This is a genomic window from Stutzerimonas stutzeri (assembly GCF_000590475.1).
Taxonomy (GTDB): Bacteria; Pseudomonadota; Gammaproteobacteria; order Pseudomonadales; family Pseudomonadaceae; genus Stutzerimonas; species Stutzerimonas stutzeri_D.
Map to the genome: position 1 here is coordinate 1,499,449 of NZ_CP007441.1, position 16,564 is coordinate 1,516,012.

The 16,564-nt window shown below is 58.7% G+C and carries 18 protein-coding genes, 1 tRNA gene and 1 pseudogene; 17 read left to right on the forward strand and 3 right to left on the reverse strand.

Annotation, left to right across the window (positions count from 1 at the left end; genetic code table 11):
- The first annotated feature begins 120 nt into the window (after positions 1-120).
- The 15 genes and pseudogenes from ruvC (at position 121) to nadA (ending at position 12,359) form a co-directional block, all read left to right on the forward strand.
- On the forward strand, positions 121-645 hold the full coding sequence (ruvC, locus tag CH92_RS06985) for a crossover junction endodeoxyribonuclease RuvC (RefSeq protein ID WP_025241064.1): 525 nt from the start codon (positions 121-123) through the stop codon (positions 643-645).
- 95 nt (positions 646-740) lie between these two features.
- Positions 741-1,346 (forward strand): Holliday junction branch migration protein RuvA, encoded by a 606-nt coding sequence (gene ruvA, locus CH92_RS06990; RefSeq protein WP_025241065.1) that lies wholly within the window; start codon positions 741-743, stop codon positions 1,344-1,346.
- Positions 1,346-2,398 carry a Holliday junction branch migration DNA helicase RuvB gene (gene ruvB, locus CH92_RS06995; RefSeq protein ID WP_025241066.1) on the forward strand — a complete coding sequence of 351 codons (1,053 nt, stop codon included), beginning with the start codon at positions 1,346-1,348 and terminating at the stop codon, positions 2,396-2,398. The genes ruvA and ruvB overlap by 1 nt, the downstream gene beginning before the upstream one ends.
- 51 nt (positions 2,399-2,449) lie before the next feature.
- The gene (ybgC, locus tag CH92_RS07000; RefSeq protein WP_025241067.1) at positions 2,450-2,893 is read left to right on the forward strand and encodes a tol-pal system-associated acyl-CoA thioesterase; all 444 of its coding nucleotides are present in this window, start codon (positions 2,450-2,452) and stop codon (positions 2,891-2,893) included.
- Between the two features lie 2 nt (positions 2,894-2,895).
- Positions 2,896-3,588: a protein TolQ gene (tolQ, locus tag CH92_RS07005; RefSeq protein ID WP_025241068.1), complete on the forward strand. Its 693-nt coding sequence runs from the start codon at positions 2,896-2,898 to the stop codon at positions 3,586-3,588.
- Positions 3,589-3,600: 12 nt separating this feature from the next.
- Positions 3,601-4,053, forward strand: coding sequence for a protein TolR (gene tolR / locus CH92_RS07010; protein WP_025241069.1), 453 nt, complete (start codon positions 3,601-3,603; stop codon positions 4,051-4,053).
- Positions 4,053-5,057, forward strand: a complete 1,005-nt coding sequence (tolA, locus tag CH92_RS07015) for a cell envelope integrity protein TolA (protein WP_025241070.1) — start codon at positions 4,053-4,055, stop codon at positions 5,055-5,057. The genes tolR and tolA overlap by 1 nt, the downstream gene beginning before the upstream one ends.
- Positions 5,054-6,355: a Tol-Pal system beta propeller repeat protein TolB gene (gene tolB, locus CH92_RS07020; RefSeq protein ID WP_025241071.1), complete on the forward strand. Its 1,302-nt coding sequence runs from the start codon at positions 5,054-5,056 to the stop codon at positions 6,353-6,355. The genes tolA and tolB overlap by 4 nt, the downstream gene beginning before the upstream one ends.
- 50 nt (positions 6,356-6,405) lie before the next feature.
- A complete protein-coding gene (pal, locus tag CH92_RS07025) occupies positions 6,406-6,912 on the forward strand; it encodes a peptidoglycan-associated lipoprotein Pal (protein WP_025241072.1) in 507 nt (168 codons plus the stop codon).
- Positions 6,913-6,918: 6 nt separating this feature from the next.
- A complete protein-coding gene (gene ybgF, locus CH92_RS07030; RefSeq protein ID WP_025241073.1) occupies positions 6,919-7,743 on the forward strand; it encodes a tol-pal system protein YbgF in 825 nt (274 codons plus the stop codon).
- Positions 7,744-7,867: 124 nt separating this feature from the next.
- A pseudogene (queE, locus tag CH92_RS07035) lies at positions 7,868-8,514 on the forward strand (7-carboxy-7-deazaguanine synthase QueE).
- 50 nt (positions 8,515-8,564) lie between these two features.
- Entirely contained in the window at positions 8,565-9,239 is a 675-nt protein-coding gene (queC, locus tag CH92_RS07040) for a 7-cyano-7-deazaguanine synthase QueC (protein WP_025241074.1), read from the forward strand.
- A gap of 60 nt (positions 9,240-9,299) precedes the next feature.
- Positions 9,300-9,375, forward strand: a tRNA-Lys gene (locus CH92_RS07045).
- A 187-nt stretch (positions 9,376-9,562) separates the two neighbouring features.
- Complete coding sequence (locus CH92_RS07050; RefSeq protein WP_025241075.1) at positions 9,563-11,062, forward strand: acetyl-CoA hydrolase/transferase family protein; 1,500 nt, start codon at positions 9,563-9,565, stop codon at positions 11,060-11,062.
- A gap of 238 nt (positions 11,063-11,300) precedes the next feature.
- A complete protein-coding gene (nadA, locus tag CH92_RS07055) occupies positions 11,301-12,359 on the forward strand; it encodes a quinolinate synthase NadA (protein ID WP_025241076.1) in 1,059 nt (352 codons plus the stop codon).
- A gap of 54 nt (positions 12,360-12,413) precedes the next feature.
- On the opposite strand, the gene CH92_RS07060 is transcribed toward nadA, so the two are convergent.
- Positions 12,414-13,844 (reverse strand): M48 family metalloprotease, encoded by a 1,431-nt coding sequence (locus CH92_RS07060; RefSeq protein ID WP_025241077.1) that lies wholly within the window; start codon positions 13,842-13,844, stop codon positions 12,414-12,416.
- A gap of 106 nt (positions 13,845-13,950) precedes the next feature.
- On the opposite strand from CH92_RS07060, the gene CH92_RS07065 reads away from it, so the two are divergent.
- Together CH92_RS07065 and CH92_RS07070 are read left to right on the forward strand one after the other, a co-directional pair.
- Positions 13,951-14,202, forward strand: coding sequence for a sulfurtransferase TusA family protein (locus CH92_RS07065; protein WP_025241078.1), 252 nt, complete (start codon positions 13,951-13,953; stop codon positions 14,200-14,202).
- A 17-nt stretch (positions 14,203-14,219) separates the two neighbouring features.
- On the forward strand, positions 14,220-15,299 hold the full coding sequence (locus tag CH92_RS07070; protein ID WP_025241079.1) for an AI-2E family transporter: 1,080 nt from the start codon (positions 14,220-14,222) through the stop codon (positions 15,297-15,299).
- A 32-nt stretch (positions 15,300-15,331) separates the two neighbouring features.
- Here the strand turns inward: CH92_RS07070 and CH92_RS07075 are convergent, their stop codons facing one another.
- A complete protein-coding gene (locus CH92_RS07075) occupies positions 15,332-15,805 on the reverse strand; it encodes a peroxiredoxin (RefSeq protein ID WP_025241080.1) in 474 nt (157 codons plus the stop codon).
- Between the two features lie 16 nt (positions 15,806-15,821).
- Positions 15,822-16,382, reverse strand: coding sequence for a glycine cleavage system protein R (locus tag CH92_RS07080; protein ID WP_025241081.1), 561 nt, complete (start codon positions 16,380-16,382; stop codon positions 15,822-15,824).
- Between the last annotated feature and the right edge of the window lie 182 nt (positions 16,383-16,564).

Sequence of the window (16,564 nt, forward strand, 5' to 3'; positions counted from 1 at the left end):
CTTCCGGCTTTTTATTGGGATTTTTTGTCGGTTCGGCCATGGTGTCTCTTTATGTCGCTGGTCGCCACGCATGGAGCTCCTTATACTGGCTGCTGGATAAATAGACAGTATGGCGGTGGCATGACGCTTATCCTGGGGATCGACCCCGGCTCACGAATCACCGGCTACGGGATCGTGCGCGATACCGGCCGCAACTGCGAATATGTGGCATCCGGCTGTATCCGCACCGGCAGCGGTGAGTTATCGGCTCGGCTGCAAGCGGTATTCACCGGCGTCAGCGAGGTGATTCGCCTGCACGGCCCGGTCACCATGGGGATCGAACAGGTTTTCATGGCACGCAACGCGGATTCTGCGCTCAAGCTGGGGCAGGCGCGTGGTGCCGCCATCGTGGCCGCCGCGGAGCAGGGGTTGGAAATTGCCGAATACACCGCCACGCAGGTCAAGCAGGCCATTGCCGGAACGGGCGGTGCCGATAAACATCAGGTACAGATGATGGTCATGCATTTGCTGAAACTGGTGCAGAAGCCGCAGATCGATGCGTCCGATGCGCTGGCGATCGCCTTATGCCACGCCCATCATCGGCAGAGCCTGATTCCGCATGGCCTAAGCGGTGCCAAGCGTAGGGGCGGGCGCCTGCGCCTGTAGAGCTCATACCTGATTCTCATGAAGACAACTGAGGGGCCGGCAAAAAGAACGACCGGTCTGCCTGCATACTGCTGGCCAAAAGAGGATGCATCACAGTGATTGGACGTTTGCGCGGGACCTTGGCTGAAAAGCAGCCGCCTCACCTGATACTGGACGTGAATGGCGTCGGCTATGAGGTCGAGGTGCCAATGACCACGCTGTACCGCCTGCCTGCAATAGGCGAGACGGTGACGCTGCACATCCACCTGGTGGTACGTGAGGACGCGCACTTGCTGTATGGCTTCGCCGAGAAACGCGATCGCGAGCTGTTTCGCGAACTGATCCGCCTCAACGGTGTGGGCCCCAAGCTGGCGTTGGCGCTGATGTCGGGGCTTGAGGTGGACGAGTTGGTGCGCTGTGTCCAGGCGCAGGATACCTCCGTGCTGGTGAAGATTCCCGGCGTAGGTAAGAAAACCGCCGAACGCCTGCTGGTCGAGCTCAAGGACCGTTTCAAGGCGTGGGAAACCATGCCGTCCATCGCGACATTGGTGGTGGAACCTCGGGGAGTTGTGGCAGTCTCAAGCGCCGAGAATGACGCCGTGAGTGCCTTGATTTCCCTGGGTTTCAAGCCGCAGGAGGCCAGTCGCGCAGTATCCGCCGTACAGGAAGACGATTTGAGCAGTGAAGATTTGATCCGCCGTGCACTCAAGGGAATGGTCTAGTGATCGAAGCTGATCGTCTGATTACTGCGACGGGTCGTGACCGCGAGGAGCAGTTCGACCGCGCCATACGACCGCTGAGTCTGGCCGATTACATCGGGCAGCCTGTCGTGCGCGAACAAATGGATCTTTTCATTCGCGCCGCTCGGGCGCGCAAGGAAGCCCTTGATCACACGCTCATCTTCGGTCCGCCAGGGCTCGGCAAGACCACGCTGGCCAATATCATCGCGCAGGAAATGGGGGTATCGATAAAGAGCACGTCAGGGCCGGTTCTCGAGCGTCCGGGCGATCTCGCTGCGTTGTTGACGAACCTGGAAGAAGGCGACGTACTCTTCGTAGACGAGATTCATCGGCTTTCGCCCATCGTAGAGGAGGTGCTTTATCCAGCGATGGAAGACTTCCAGCTGGACATCATGATCGGAGAGGGACCGGCGGCGCGTTCGATCAAGCTGGATCTGCCACCGTTTACCTTGGTTGGTGCGACCACGCGGGCCGGTATGCTCACCAATCCGCTGCGGGACCGTTTCGGGATCGTCCAGCGCCTCGAGTTCTACTCCACCGCCGATCTGGCGACAATCGTCATGCGGTCAGCGGGTATTCTCGGTCTGCCTATCGAAGCCGAGGGCGCGCTGGAGATTGCCCGTCGCGCCCGCGGTACGCCGCGTATCGGCAATCGTCTTCTGCGAAGGGTCCGCGATTTCGCCGAGGTTCGCGGCAATGGAGAGATCACCCGGAGAACGGCAGATCTCGCGTTGAACATGCTAGATGTCGATGAACGTGGCCTGGACCACCAGGACCGTCGACTGCTGTTGACCCTGATCGAGAAGTTCGACGGTGGCCCCGTAGGCGTCGACAGCCTCGCTGCCGCCATCAGCGAAGAGCGTCACACCATTGAGGATGTCCTTGAGCCCTATCTGATCCAGCAGGGCTACATCATGCGCACGCCCCGCGGTCGAGTGGTCACGCGTCACGCTTATCTGCATTTCGGCTTGAACCTGCCGAAACGCCTGGGCGATTCGCCAGTAGACGACCTCTTTGGCGATGACACGGCGTGACAAAAATATTGTTCTTTCACCCGATTGGCATTTGTAGGGCCTGGCACTAGTATGCGCGCGGAATCACATGCTCAACCGTTCTCTCACCGGTGTCGTGTCTACTACGAAGACACTGATGCGGGCGGCATCGTTTACTACGTCAATTATCTCAAGTTCATGGAGCGAGCCCGTACCGAGCGGTTGCGCAGCCTGGGTTTCGCCCAGTCTCAACTGGTGGGTGAAGATCTGCTGTTCGTCGTGCACTCCAGCGAAGCGCGTTACCACGCGCCGGCGAGGCTGGACGATGAATTGCTGGTTTCCGCTGACGTGGTAGAGACCAAGCGTGCAAGCCTGCGCTTCAAGCAGCAGGTGCGGCGAGCGAAGGATAATCTGCTGCTCTGCGAAGGGCAGTTCGTGGTGGCCTGTGTGCGCACCGAGAGTTTGAAACCCCGCCCTATTCCCGAAGCGCTGCGTGCTGCTTTCGTCGGGTCGGGTCTACCCCCAGCAGGAGAGTAAGCGTGGAAGCCAACGTCGATCATATGTCCATGTGGAGCCTGATCAGCAACGCCAGCTTTGTGGTTCAGTTGGTCATGCTGATCCTGGTGGGCGCCTCGGTGACCTCTTGGATCATCATATTTCAGCGCGGCAACATGCTGCGTGCTGCCAAGCGTTCGTTGGACACTTTTGAAGAGCGCTTCTGGTCAGGTATCGACCTTTCCAAACTGTACCGCCAGGCGGGCAGCAACCCGGATCCGGATTCCGGTGTCGAGCAGATCTTCCGTGCCGGCTTCAAGGAATTTTCCCGTCTGCGTCAGCAGCAGGGCGTTGACCCGGATGCAGTGATGGACGGCGTTAACCGCGCGATGCGCGTTGCGATCTCACGCGAAGAAGAGAAGCTCGACCAGAGTCTGCCATTTCTCGCCACTGTCGGTTCCACAAGCCCCTATATCGGCCTGTTCGGTACCGTCTGGGGCATCATGAACTCCTTCCGCGGCTTGGCGCAGGTTCAGCAGGCGACCTTGGCCACTGTGGCGCCAGGTATCGCCGAGGCGCTCATTGCCACTGCCATCGGTCTGTTTGCAGCGATTCCGGCAGTTATTGCCTACAACCGCTTCTCGGCGCGTGGCGAAATGCTCATCGGCCGCTATTACACCTTCGCCGATGAGTTCCAGGCGATCCTCCATCGCAAAGTTCACACCACTGAAGATTGAGGCCCGCAGGCCATGGCAAGAATTCGCAACAGACGCAAACCTGTCGCCGAGATGAACGTGGTGCCCTACATCGACGTGATGTTGGTGCTGCTGGTTATCTTCATGGTGACCGCGCCGATGCTTAATCAGGGTGTGAAGGTCGACCTGCCCAAGGTCAGCAGCGAAGTCCTGCCTCAGGATAACGATGCCCGCGTGTTGACTATTTCGATCAAGGCGGACAAGACCTACTACTGGAACATCGGTAGCGAAGTGGATACTGAAACCGTGCAGGACAAGGCGTTGACGCTCGACGAGATGACCAAGGCGGTCACCGCGATCATGAACCAGAACCGCAGCCAGGGTAAGCAGGTGCAAGTGTTCGTGCGAGGCGACAAGGCAGTGGATTACGGATCGGTGATGTCGGCCATGGGTGGACTGCAGGAAGCGGGTGTGGGTAACGTCGGCCTGATCACCGAGGCGCCTTGATGCAACAGTCGGAACGCTCGCGCTCTGAGAGCCTCTACTGGCCCACCATCTTGGCGGTGGGCCTGCATGTCATCATCTTTGGCATGCTGTTCGTCAGCTTCGCCATGACGCCCGAGTTGCCACCCTCCAAGCCTTTCGTCCAGGCCACCCTGTATCAGCTGAAATCCCAAAGCCAGGCGAAAACCCAGACCAATCAGAAGATTGCCGGCGAGGCGCAGAAAACCGCTGCCAAGCAGTACGAAACCGAGCAGATGGAACAGCGCAAGGTCGAGCAAGAAAAACAGGCCGCTGCTAAAGCTGCGGAACAAAAAAAGGCCGATGAGGCTCGAAAGGCCGAAGTGGCGAAGGCCAATGCCGCCAAAAAGGCCGCCGAAGCCCAAAAGGCCGAAGAGGCGAAAAAAGCCGAGCAGAAGAAACAGGCGGATATAGCCAAGAAAAAAGCAGCCGACGAAGCCGAAAAGAAAAAGGCCGCTGAGGAAGCGAAAAAGAAGGCTGCTGCCGAGGCTGCGAAAAAGAAAGCGGCGGACGAAGCGAAGAAAAAGGCGGCAGCTGAGGCCGCAAAGAAAAAGGCAGCGGAAGAAGCGAAGAAAAAAGCTGCAGCCGAGGCCGCCCGCAAGGCTGCTGAAGACAAGAAGGCGCAAGCGCTGGCCGAGCTGTTATCCGAAGATACGGAGCGGCAGCAGGCCATGGCTGACACTCAAGGCGATCAGGTCGCCGGCAACTTCGATGATCTGATTCGTATGCGTGCCGCGGAAAACTGGACTCGTCCACCGTCCGCGCGGAATAACATGTCGGTAACGCTTCGGGTCAACATGCTTCCAGATGGAACGATAACTACGGTGAACGTATCACGCTCCAGTGGTGACACGCCGTTCGACAGCTCCGCGGTAGCCGCGGTCAAGAATATTGGTCGGCTGACCGAAATGCAGGGACTCTCTGCTCAGGATTTTCAGCCGTATCGCTCGTTCACGATGACATTTACGCCTGAGGATCTTGCGTTGTGATCAATTACCTTCGAGGTTTTACCGTTCTTCTTCTGTTCGTGCTGGGCAGCGCCGTGGCGCAGGAAAAGAATATCGTCGTTACCAGTGGTACTGATCGCGCGATTCCGATCGCGGTTGTACCTTTTGGTTGGCAAGGCGGTGCTGTACTGCCTGAAGACATGGCCGAAATCATCGGCAACGATATGCGCAATACCGGCGTATTCCAGCCTATTCCAAAGCAGAACATGATCAGCCTGCCGACTCGTGGCAGTGAGATCATTTTTCGTGACTGGAAGGCGCTGGGTGCTCAGTACGTCATGGTTGGCAACATCGAGCCCTCCGCCGGCAAGCTGCAGATTCGCTACGAGGTGTTTAACGTCACTACTGAGCAACAGGTCATGACGGGCACCGTGGGTGGTGCGCAAGATCAACTGCGTGACATGGCGCACTACGCCGGGGACCAGGCGTTCGAAAAACTCACAGGCATCAAGGGTGCGTTCTCAACACGGCTGCTTTACGTCACCGTTGAGCGACTTGGCGGGGCCAATACACGCTACACCTTGCAGCGTTCCGATTACGACGGTGCGCGTGCAGTGACGTTGCTGCAATCGCGAGAGCCGATTCTGTCACCGCGCTATTCGCCGGATGGTCGCCGTATCGCCTACGTCTCGTTCGAGCAAAAACGCCCACGCATCTTCATGCAGCACATCGATACCGGTCGCCGTGAGCAGATTACCAATTTCGAAGGGCTCAACGGTGCGCCGGCATTCTCACCGGACGGCAATCGTCTGGCGTTCGTGCTGTCGAAGGATGGCAACCCGGAGATTTACGTGATGGATCTCGGCTCGCGCCAGCTACAACGGCTCACCAACCATTATGCGATCGATACAGAGCCTTTCTGGGGTGCTGACGGTCGGACTATTTACTTCACTTCGGATCGTGCCGGCAAACCTCAGATCTACAAGCAGAGTCTGGGTAGCAACAATGCCGAACGGGTAACCTTTGTGGGTAACTACAATGCCAATCCAAAGCTCTCCGCAGACGAGAAGACCTTGGTAATGATTCATCGTCAGGAAGGCTACACCAACTTCAAGGTGGCGGCGCAGGACCTACAGCGCGGCAATTTGCGACTACTCTCCGAGACAAGTTTAGATGAGTCGCCCACTGTTGCGCCTAATGGCACCATGCTAATCTACGCGACCCGCCAGCAGGGCCGGGGAGTCTTGATGCTCGTATCAATCAATGGTCGAGTTAGGCTCCCGCTTCCTACTGCTCAAGGCGAAGTCCGTGAGCCATCGTGGTCCCCTTACCTGAACTGATGCGGTATCAACGCTTCACCTAACCAAAAACACACCTGGGGTTGTTACACATGGAAATGCTGAAATTCGGTAAGTTTGCTGCGCTGGCACTGGCTATGGCCGTAGCTGTTGGTTGTTCGTCCAAGGGCGGCGACGATTCTGGCGAAGGTTCCACTGCCGTCGACCCGAACGCTGGCTACGGCGCTGACAGCGGTGCCGTTGACGGCAGCATGAGCGGCGAAGAAGCTGCTCTGCGCGCTATCACTACCTTCTACTTCGAATACGACAGTTCTGACCTGAAGCCAGAAGCCATGCGCGCTCTGGATGTTCACGCCAAGGATCTGAAGTCCGCCGGCAACCGTGTAGTGCTGGAAGGCCACACCGACGAGCGCGGCACTCGCGAGTACAACATGGCTCTGGGCGAGCGTCGTTCCAAGGCTGTCCAGCGCTACCTGGTTCTGCAGGGCGTGTCTCCTGCTCAGCTGGAACTGGTCTCCTACGGCGAGGAGCGTCCGGTTGCCATGGGCAACGACGAGCAGTCCTGGGCTCAGAACCGTCGCGTTGAACTGCGTAAGTAATAAGCCATGCTCAAGCACCGTTACGCTCTGACGCTTATTGCACTTGGCCTGCCGCTGTTCGCGGCAGCTCAGGTCCCGGTGGTGGAATACGACTCGCAAACCCAAGGTGCGCCTGAGTCGGGTTATTCCTCCGGGGCGGATTCGGGCGGTGCCTATGTCGGGGGCGGAGCGTCAGCACCGTCTTCGGCGCAGGGTATGCTCTTCGTTCAGTTGCAGCAAATGCAGGAAGAGATCGCGCAGCTGCGCGGGATGCTGGAAGTGCAACAGAACGAGATCCAGCGCTTGAAGCAAGAGGGGCTGGAGCGTTATCAGGATTTGGATCGTCGCTTGTCGAGTGCCTCATCAGGCGGATCGGCTAGCCAATATTCTTCAACCGCAGGCACACCTGATGTCGGCGGGGCTGTACAGGCGCCAACAGGCGCTTCGACGCAAGGCGCGGCGAGTAGTCAGTCGGCCGATCCTGAAAAGGAGAAGCTGTATTACGACGCCGCATTTGATCTGATCAAGGCAAAGGATTTCGAGAAGGCCAGCCAGGCTTTTTCCGCCTTCCTGCGCAAATATCCCAGCAGCCCATACGCCGGCAATGCGCAATATTGGTTGGGTGAGGTGAATCTGGCCAAAGGTGACTTGCAAGGCGCCGGTCAGGCTTTTGCCAAGGTCAGCCAGGCGTATCCGCAGCACAACAAGGTTCCGGATTCGCTGTACAAGCTGGCTGACGTCGAGATACGCCTGGGCAACCGTGACAAGGCCAACGGCATTCTTCGTCAGGTCATTGCTGATTATCCGAACAGCTCGGCAGCGCAGTTGGCTCAGCGTCAGCTGAATCGATAAGCCCGATGCCGGTCGCGGCTGTTGAACAAAACCCGCCCCTTGGCGGGTTTTTTCGTTAGAATCGCCGCCCCTTTCCCGCAACGGAGGCGGATGGCCTGTTTAGCCGTCACGCCCGTGGCTGATAATGCAAGATACCCTGCGAATTACCGAGATTTTTTACTCGTTGCAGGGGGAAACGCGTACCAGTGGATTGCCCACTGTATTCGTCCGCCTGACCGGCTGCCCCCTGCGCTGCCAATACTGCGATACAGCCTACGCGTTCAGCGGTGGTGAGATCATGCCGCTCGAGGCGATCCTTGAGCGGGTCGCTTCCTTTAGCCCTCGGTACGTCTGCGTCACAGGGGGCGAACCTCTGGCTCAGCCCAATTGCCTACCTCTGTTGCGTCGCCTCTGTGATGCCGGCTACGAGGTGTCCCTGGAGACCAGCGGCGCGCTGGATATTTCCAGTACAGACGAACGGGTGAGCCGAGTTGTTGACCTTAAAACGCCGGGCTCCTCCGAAATGGGCGAAACCTTTACGAGAATATCGGTCAGCTAACAGGCAATGACCAAGTGAAGTTCGTGATCTGCTCGCGCGAGGATTACGACTGGGCTGTGTCCAAACTCATCGAATACCGGCTGAACGCCCGTGTGGGCGAAGTGCTGTTTTCGCCCAGTCACGGTCAGGTCGATGCTCGCTCGCTGGCCGACTGGATCATCAGTGACAACCTCCCGGTGCGACTGCAGCTTCAGCTGCATAAGATCCTTTGGGCCGACGCGCCCGGCCATTGACCTCCCAAGAGCGTTTCAAGGAGCTCTGGTGTTTTCGACAGGTGACCGAAATGACTGACAAGAAAGCCGTGGTTCTTCTCTCGGGCGGGCTCGATTCTGCAACCGTGGTCGCAATGGCCAAAGCGCAAGGGTACGCCTGCTACACCATGAGCTTCGACTATGGCCAGCGCCACCGCGCCGAATTGCAGGCCGCCGAGGGCGTCGCTCGACAGTTGGGCGTGACTGAGCACAAGGTCATCGGCATGAATCTGAATGGCATTGGCGGCTCGGCGCTGACCGATGCCAGCATCGAGGTGCCGGAAGAGTCGGGCGGGGGGATTCCGGTGACCTACGTGCCTGCTCGCAATACCGTATTTCTCTCGCTGGCGCTGGGTTGGGCAGAGGTGCTCGGCGCCCGAGATATTTTTATTGGAGTGAACGCGATCGACTACTCTGGCTACCCCGACTGCCGGCCAGAATTCGTGGAGGCGTTCGAGCGCATGGCCAACCTTGCCACGAAGGCTGGAGTAGAAGGGCAGGGCTTTACCATTCGTGCGCCTTTGCAGAACCTGAGCAAGGCGGAGATCGTTCGTGCCGGCGTCCGGCTGGGGGTCGATTACGCCATGACTGTCTCCTGCTATCAGGCTGACGAAGAGGGGCGCGCCTGCGGTAAGTGCGACAGCTGCCGCCTGCGGGCGGCGGGCTTCGAAGAGGCCGGCGTCACGGATCCGACTCGCTATCGTTAAATTCTTTTTCTTAAAAAGCGTTGATTTAATCAATAAAATCAGTATCATGCGCTCCGCATTGGGTCGTTAGCTCAGTTGGTAGAGCAGTTGGCTTTTAACCAATTGGTCGTAGGTTCGAATCCTACACGACCCACCATATTCCCTAGGGGGCAGAAAACCGGATACCGATTGGTATCCGGTTTTTTTATGCCCCTTATCCGCGATGCGGAACGCGTTTATCCCTCGATTTCTGCCGTTTTTCACTACGACCTTGGTCTGTGAATGGGTTCAGAACAAACGTAATAGACTGCGGCCTCCCAATTGTTCGTTGGTTTGAGGCTCACATGTATTCCGATCGCATCCGCTTGTCCTCTCTGCAGAGCAAGGTCATGAGCGCCCAAGAGGCCGCTACTCTTATCCAGGACGGAATGACCGTCGGCATGAGCGGATTTACCCGCGCGGGTGAGGCGAAAGCAGTGCCGCTGGCCCTGATCGATCGTGCAAAGGACGAGAAGCTGAAGATCAGCCTGATTACCGGCGCCAGCCTGGGCAATGACCTGGACGGCAAGATGGCGGCTGCGGGTCTGCTGGCTCGCCGTGGTCCATTTCAGGCGGATGCGACCCTGCGCAAGGCGATCAATCAGGGCGAGGTCATGTTCATCGATCAGCACCTCTCTCACACCGTCGAGCAGATGCGCAACAACCAAATCAAGCGTCCGGACGTCACCATTGTCGAGGCGGTTAGCATCACCGAGCAGGGGCATATCGTCCCGACTACCTCTGTGGGTAACTCAGCCAATTTGGCGGTTTTCGCCGATAAGGTCATCGTTGAACTGAACTACGCGCACAACCCGAACCTGGAAGGTCTGCACGACATTTACTTCCCTGGCGAGCGTCCAAACCGTGGTCCGATCCCGCTGACCAAAGTGGACGACCGCATCGGCACTACCGCTATTCCGATCGATCCGGCCAGGATCGCAGCTATTGTCATCACCGAACATCCGGACTCCTATTCCACCGTCACGCCGCCGGATGAAGAAACCCAGTCCATCGCTAATCACCTGGTCGAGTTCTTCAAGAAGGAGGTGGCGGCTGGCCGCCTGCCGTACAACCTCGGTCCGATGCAGGTTGGTATCGGCAATATCGCCAACGCTGTGGTGTGTGGACTGATCGACTCGCCGTTCGAAGATCTGGTGATGTATTCAGAAGTGCTGCAGGACTGCACCTTCGAGCTGATCGACGCTGGCAAGATGAAGTTTGCTTCCGGCTGCTCGATCACGCTGTCCGAGCGCTGCAACGATCGCGTGTTCGGCAATCTGGAGAAGTACAAGGACAAGCTGGTGCTGCGCCCTCAGGAGATATCCAATCATCCGGAACTGGTGCGTCGTCTCGGTATTGTCGGTATCAATACCGCACTGGAGTTCGACATCTACGGCAACGTCAATTCGACGCACGTTGGTGGCACCAAGATGATGAATGGCATCGGTGGTTCGGGCGACTTCGCGCGTAACGCCAATATGGCCATTTTCGTGACCAAGTCGATCGCTAAGGGCGGCAACATTTCCAGCGTCGTACCGATGGTTGCGCATGTCGATCACACCGAGCACGACGTGGAAATCCTGGTCACCGAGCAGGGCCTGGCCGACCTGCGTGGGCTGGCGCCGCGCGAGCGTGCGCGTGTAATCATCGACAACTGCGTGCATCCGTCCTACCGCGAGGCACTGAGCCAGTATTTCGAAGGCGCGTGTGACCGGGGCGGTCAGACACCGCACATGCTGCGCGAAGCCATGCAATGGCATATCAACCTGGAAGAGCGTGGCCACATGCTCAAATACGAGCGTTGACCTGAACAAAACCGCCGGCTGATGCCGGCGGTTTTCATTGGGCGACGCAAAACGCGTGGCCTGGAACCCCCTTCGCTTTCCCTTTTGTAAGGGCTTCGGCTAGTATTCCTGCCCCTTGAGCGGGCGCGAGGGAGAAGTCTGCATATGGCGCTACCTCCCTTTCGCCTCGTCTGAGCCATCCGGTTGACCGGATATGCTCGGCGCTCCATGCAATAACGAGCTTTGCAGGACCGCGAACATGACGCAGATACCCGAACGTATTCTTGTGCAGGCTCACCTGGCGGCCAAGCAGCCAAAGCCGCTGACGCCGGAACAGGAAGCGCAATTGCGCAGCGATATTGCCGTCGAGTTGAAGCGGCAGAATGCGGTGCTCGTGGCGCACTACTACACCGACCCGGTGATCCAGTCGCTAGCCGAGGAGACCGGCGGCTGTGTTTCCGACTCGCTGGAAATGGCCCGGTTCGGCAACGAGCATTCAGCGCAGACGGTGGTGGTTGCCGGCGTCAAGTTCATGGGTGAGACGGCAAAGATTCTGAACCCCGAGAAGCGCGTGCTGATGCCGACTCTGGAGGCCACTTGTTCGCTGGATCTCGGCTGTCCGGTCGATGAGTTCTCTGCGTTCTGTGACATGCATCCCGAGCGCACCGTGGTCGTCTATGCCAATACCTCGGCGGCGGTGAAGGCGCGGGCTGACTGGGTGGTGACCTCGAGTTGTGCGCTGGAAATCGTCGAGAGTTTGATGGACAATGGCGAAAAGATCATCTGGGCGCCTGACAAGCATCTTGGGAGCTATGTGCAGCGTGAGACCGGCGCCGACATGCTGCTGTGGGATGGTGCCTGCATCGTCCATGAAGAGTTCAAGGCGAAGCAGCTGGAAGATATGAAAGCGCTGTATCCGGACGCTGCCGTTCTGGTTCATCCCGAGTCGCCTGAATCGGTCATCGCCCTGGCGGATGCCGTCGGCTCCACCAGTCAATTGATCAAGGCGGCACAGACGCTGGCGAATCCTACCTTCATCGTCGCTACCGATCGCGGCATCTTTTATAAGATGAAGCAGCTCTGCCCGGACAAGGAATTCATCGAGGCACCCACGGCGGGCAGCGGCGCAGCGTGTCGCAGTTGTGCCCACTGCCCGTGGATGGCGATGAATACGCTTGAGCGTACGCTGGATTGCCTGCGTGCCGGCAGCAACGAGATCTTTGTCGATGCAGCGCTGATACCACGCGCAATCAAGCCGCTCAAGCGCATGCTGGACTTCACCCAGGCCGCGCGCATCAAGCAGGCTGGCAACGCCTGACACAAGGGCGTCCATCCGTGGCTTTGCAGGCGGCGCCTTTCGGCGCCGCCTGACTCAGCGCAACATTTCCTCAACCATTCGCTTCTCTTCGATCAGCTGCTTCTGCCGAGCGTCGATGCGTGCGCCTGTCTGGAAGTTGCTCGAGCGACGTTTGGCGAAGTCCAGCTGCTCGATCGCCTGATCGTAGTCGCCGACCAGCGCGAAGTATTCCGCGCGACCCTGGTGGAGGCCGATGATATTTCCGGTGAGCCCACGGATCTCCGAGACCTGATACCAGATGTCCGGATCCTTGGGGCGAGCCTCAACCAATGCGTCCAGCTCCCGCTCGGCCTCCTGCAGTTTGTTTTCCTTGATCAGCAGATCGATGTTCGTCTGGCGCACGGGATAGCTGCCCGGGTACAGGCGGAGCAGGGTTTGGGTGCGCTCGCGCGCGGCGGCGAGACGGTTGGCGGTGATGTCCAGTTCGATCTGAGCCAAGTTGTAGCTGGCGTCGTCCGGCTCCTTCGCCAGCAACGGCTGCAGATTGGTCGCAGCTTCCTTGAGCTGACCGCTTTTGATCTGGGCCAATGCCAGGCCGTAGCGGGCCGCGTCGAGGTTTTCATCTTCGCTGAGCATGGCCCGGAAACGCTTGGCACTGACGCCCGGCGTGGTCTCGAACTTCAGATCCACTCGCGCGCGCATTAATTGGTAGCGCAGGCTGTCTTCAACGCCGCCCGCGGGATACTGTTCGGCACGGTTCTTGGTGTCAGCGATACGTGACTCGGTAACCGGGTGGGTCAACAGGAATTCCGGCGGCTTCTGGTCATAACGATACTGGCGCATCAAGCGGCCGAACATCTGCGGCATGGCGCGCGGATCATAGCCGGCTCGTTCGAGATTGAGGATGCCGATGCGGTCGGCTTCCTGTTCGTTCTGCCGGGAAAAGCGTCGTTGCGCCTGGATCGCGGCGGCCTGGGTGGAAACGATCGCGGCGATGCCGGCGTCACCCGCGCCAGCGGCAGCCGCTACGACCCCAGCGAGCATTGCCGCCATCAATGGGAGCTGCATGCGTTTTTGCTCTTCCAGGCCGCGGGCGAAATGGCGCTGGGACAAGTGCGCCAATTCGTGTGCCAGGACCGAGGCGTATTCTGCTTCAGTCTGGGCGTGCAGAAACAACCCGCCGTTGACGCCAATAATACCGCCCGGTGCGGCAAAGGCGTTCAATTGCGGGCTGTCGAGCAGCACGAATTCCAGCCGGCGATCCTGCAGCTGACTGCTCTCGGCCAGCCGGTAGACGCTGCGTTCCAGGTAGTCCTTTAGCAACGGATCCGACAGCTGCGGGACCTGCCCGCGCAACAGGCTGAGCCAGGCACGGCCGAGTTGGTGTTCTTGTTCCGGCGAGACAATGCCCGAGCTGGAGTCGCCGAGGGAGGGTAGATCATTGGCCAAGGCTGGCTGCCCGATCAGGCATGCCAGCGTCAGCAGAGTAGGGCGCAGCAATTTCATCCAGACTGGCTCTTGAAAGCAGGAACGTTACTGTAGCCTTGTGCCAGGGTAACTGGCCAGGGGCGGGGGCAGGTCGGTATCCTGCGCTTCTTTCAAGGAGACGAACATGAACCAACAGAGTGTGCCCGACACCGTCTGCGATGCCGAACTGGACGCTGCCGGGCTGCAATGTCCTATGCCTCTGCTGAAGGCGAAGCTTGAACTCAATCGACTGGCCAGCGGCCAGGTTTTGAAGGTCACCGCAACCGATCCGGGCTCGCAGCGGGATTTTCGCAGTTTCGCCACGTTATCCGGCCACGCACTGTTACGTGAAGAAGCCGACGAAGGCCTCTATCGCTACTGGCTACGCAAGGCCTGAAGTTTCTAAAGAAAGATATGCTCAACGTACTACGCAGCTGGATCCATCGCTATTTCTCGGACGAGGAGGCCGTGGTTCTGGCTGTATTGTTGGTGGTCGCCTTCGCTGTGGTGCTGACGCTGGGCGACATGCTCGCGCCCGTTCTCGCCGGGCTGGTGCTGGCCTTTCTGATGCAGGGCCTGGTCGGTGCGCTGGAGCGCGTCCGAATTCCGCATCTGGTGGCTGTCTGGTTGGTGTTCCTGATGTTCGTTGGAGCGCTTACGGTTTGCATGCTGTTCTTGGTGCCCTTGGTCTGGCAGCAGGTGCTGACCCTTTTCAACGAACTACCTCGGATGCTGGTGGAGTGGCAATCCCTGTTGTTGCTCTTGCCCGAGCGCTATCCGCAACTGCTGACCGAAGAGCAGGTGCTGCAAGGGATCGATTTCATGCGGGGCGAGGTGGGGCGCTACGGTCAGACGGTGCTGACGTCGTCGCTGTCCAGCCTGCCGTTGCTGCTGACCCTGATGATCTATCTGATCCTGGTACCGATTCTGGTGTTCTTCTTTCTCAAGGATCGCCAGCAGATCGGTGACTGGCTGAGTGGCTACTTGCCACGTGAGCGGACGCTGATCACGCAGGTGTCCCAGGAAATGAACGTGCAGATCGCCAACTATATTCGAGGCAAGGCGATCGAAATCCTGATTTGCGGTGCGGTGTCGTACGCAGTCTTTGCACTGCTGGAGCTCAACTACGCAGCGTTACTGGCTCTGCTAGTGGGTGTTTCCGTAGTGGTGCCTTATATCGGCGCTACGGTAGTGACCATCCCTATCGCCTTGATCGGGTTGTTTCAGTGGGGGCTGGGTGACCAGTTCATCTATCTGATGGTGGCCTACGCGATCATCCAGGCGCTGGACGGCAACGTTCTGGTGCCTCTGCTTTTCTCCGAAGCTGTCAATCTGCACCCGGTGGCCATCATTTGCTCGGTTCTGCTATTCGGCGGGCTTTGGGGCTTCTGGGGGGTGTTCTTTGCGATACCTCTGGCGACCTTGTTCAAGGCGGTGCTATACGCTTGGCCGCGTAGACCGCCCACGGTCCCGGTCGTGGAAAGCGTGAGCTAGAACGAGAAAGGGCCGGCTTGCCGGCCTTTCGCTTATTTTCGATGCAACGCCTGAGCGGCCTGCAAAACGGCTTCGACATGCCCGGGTACTTTCACGCCTCGCCATGCCTGACGTAGCACGCCGTCGCGGTCGATCAGAAAGGTACTGCGATCTACGCCCAAATATTCCTTGCCGTAGAGCTTCTTCAGCTTGATCACGTCGAACAGTTGGCAGAGCTGTTCATCCTTGTCGGAGATGAGCTCGAAGGGAAATCCCTGCTTGGCCTTGAAGTTCTCATGCGTTCTCAGGCTGTCCCGTGAGACGCCGAAGACCTGCGTGTTGGCTTCGTTGAAGGCGCTGTGCAGATCGCGGAACCCCTGGCCTTCGGTGGTGCAACCCGGCGTGTTGTCCTTCGGGTAGAAGTAGAGCACGACCTGCTTGCCCTTCAGTGTTTCGGGGCTGACCTGCGTGTCGCTGGTAGCTTGGGCAAGGAAGGCCGGGACGGAGCGATCGATTTCCACGGGCATTGCGGTTTTCCTTAAATCAAGGGTTCTGCGGGCGCCAAGGCTCTATCAGTGCGTCCAGATTCAGTGCATCGGCGAAATCCAAAAACTGATCACGTAGCCAACTGATCTGCGTGCCGGCTGGCAACGTGACGGTCAGTGTCGCATTGAGCATCGTGCCGCCGGTCTGGGGCGCCTGATAGGTGTCGCAGGTCAGGCTCTCGAGCTCGACACGGTGGTCAATGAAGAACTGGCACAGCTCGTTGAGAATGTCCGGGCGGTAAACCGAGCTGACATAGGCCACATAGGGTAGCGCTTGCGGGCGAACTTCCAACGCTTCGCTGCGTACCACATTGGTGGTGAACTCGTGCTTCTTGGCCAGCGCCGGTAGCGCCGTCTCCATGCGAGCGAGGGCGTCCCAGGTTCCGGTGATTTCCAGAACCAGCGCGCAGCACTCACCATGTCGGGTCAGGCGCGTACTGACCACGGCACAGCGATTCTCGTTGCTGGCTCTGCAAAGCACATTGGTGAGCGCCATCGGGCTGCGACCCATGGCGCTGATGACGAGAAACTGTTCTCGAGGTACTGGGGGGGTGGACATGCAGGTTCCTGGCGGTGATGAATCGGTCGGCCAGCCAAAGCCGAAAACGGCTAAGGGTAGCGAAAAGCGTCGCCAGAGGGAATGCGTGCGCAGGCAAGCATCGCTAAAGTAAGCGGTTAGCGTCTGATCGCTCCGACGTCAGGATGCATCCAGCGTGCTCGCAAAGCGCTCAGGAGCCTTGT

Bases quoted from the DNA above. Each gene is read 5' to 3' on its own strand.
- ruvC (WP_025241064.1), top strand. From the start codon at position 121: ATGACGCTTATCCTGGGGATCGACCCCGGCTCACGAATCACCGGCTAC.
- ybgC (WP_025241067.1), top strand. From the start codon at position 2,450: ATGCGCGCGGAATCACATGCTCAACCGTTCTCTCACCGGTGTCGTGTC.
- tolR (WP_025241069.1), top strand. From the start codon at position 3,601: ATGGCAAGAATTCGCAACAGACGCAAACCTGTCGCCGAGATGAACGTG.
- tolA (WP_025241070.1), top strand. From the start codon at position 4,053: ATGCAACAGTCGGAACGCTCGCGCTCTGAGAGCCTCTACTGGCCCACC.
- pal (WP_025241072.1), top strand. From the start codon at position 6,406: ATGGAAATGCTGAAATTCGGTAAGTTTGCTGCGCTGGCACTGGCTATG.
- ybgF (WP_025241073.1), top strand. From the start codon at position 6,919: ATGCTCAAGCACCGTTACGCTCTGACGCTTATTGCACTTGGCCTGCCG.
- queC (WP_025241074.1), top strand. From the start codon at position 8,565: ATGACTGACAAGAAAGCCGTGGTTCTTCTCTCGGGCGGGCTCGATTCT.
- CH92_RS07050 (WP_025241075.1), top strand. From the start codon at position 9,563: ATGTATTCCGATCGCATCCGCTTGTCCTCTCTGCAGAGCAAGGTCATG.
- nadA (WP_025241076.1), top strand. From the start codon at position 11,301: ATGACGCAGATACCCGAACGTATTCTTGTGCAGGCTCACCTGGCGGCC.
- CH92_RS07060 (WP_025241077.1), bottom strand. From the start codon at position 13,844: ATGAAATTGCTGCGCCCTACTCTGCTGACGCTGGCATGCCTGATCGGG.
- CH92_RS07065 (WP_025241078.1), top strand. From the start codon at position 13,951: ATGAACCAACAGAGTGTGCCCGACACCGTCTGCGATGCCGAACTGGAC.
- CH92_RS07070 (WP_025241079.1), top strand. From the start codon at position 14,220: ATGCTCAACGTACTACGCAGCTGGATCCATCGCTATTTCTCGGACGAG.
- CH92_RS07075 (WP_025241080.1), bottom strand. From the start codon at position 15,805: ATGCCCGTGGAAATCGATCGCTCCGTCCCGGCCTTCCTTGCCCAAGCT.
- CH92_RS07080 (WP_025241081.1), bottom strand. From the start codon at position 16,382: ATGTCCACCCCCCCAGTACCTCGAGAACAGTTTCTCGTCATCAGCGCC.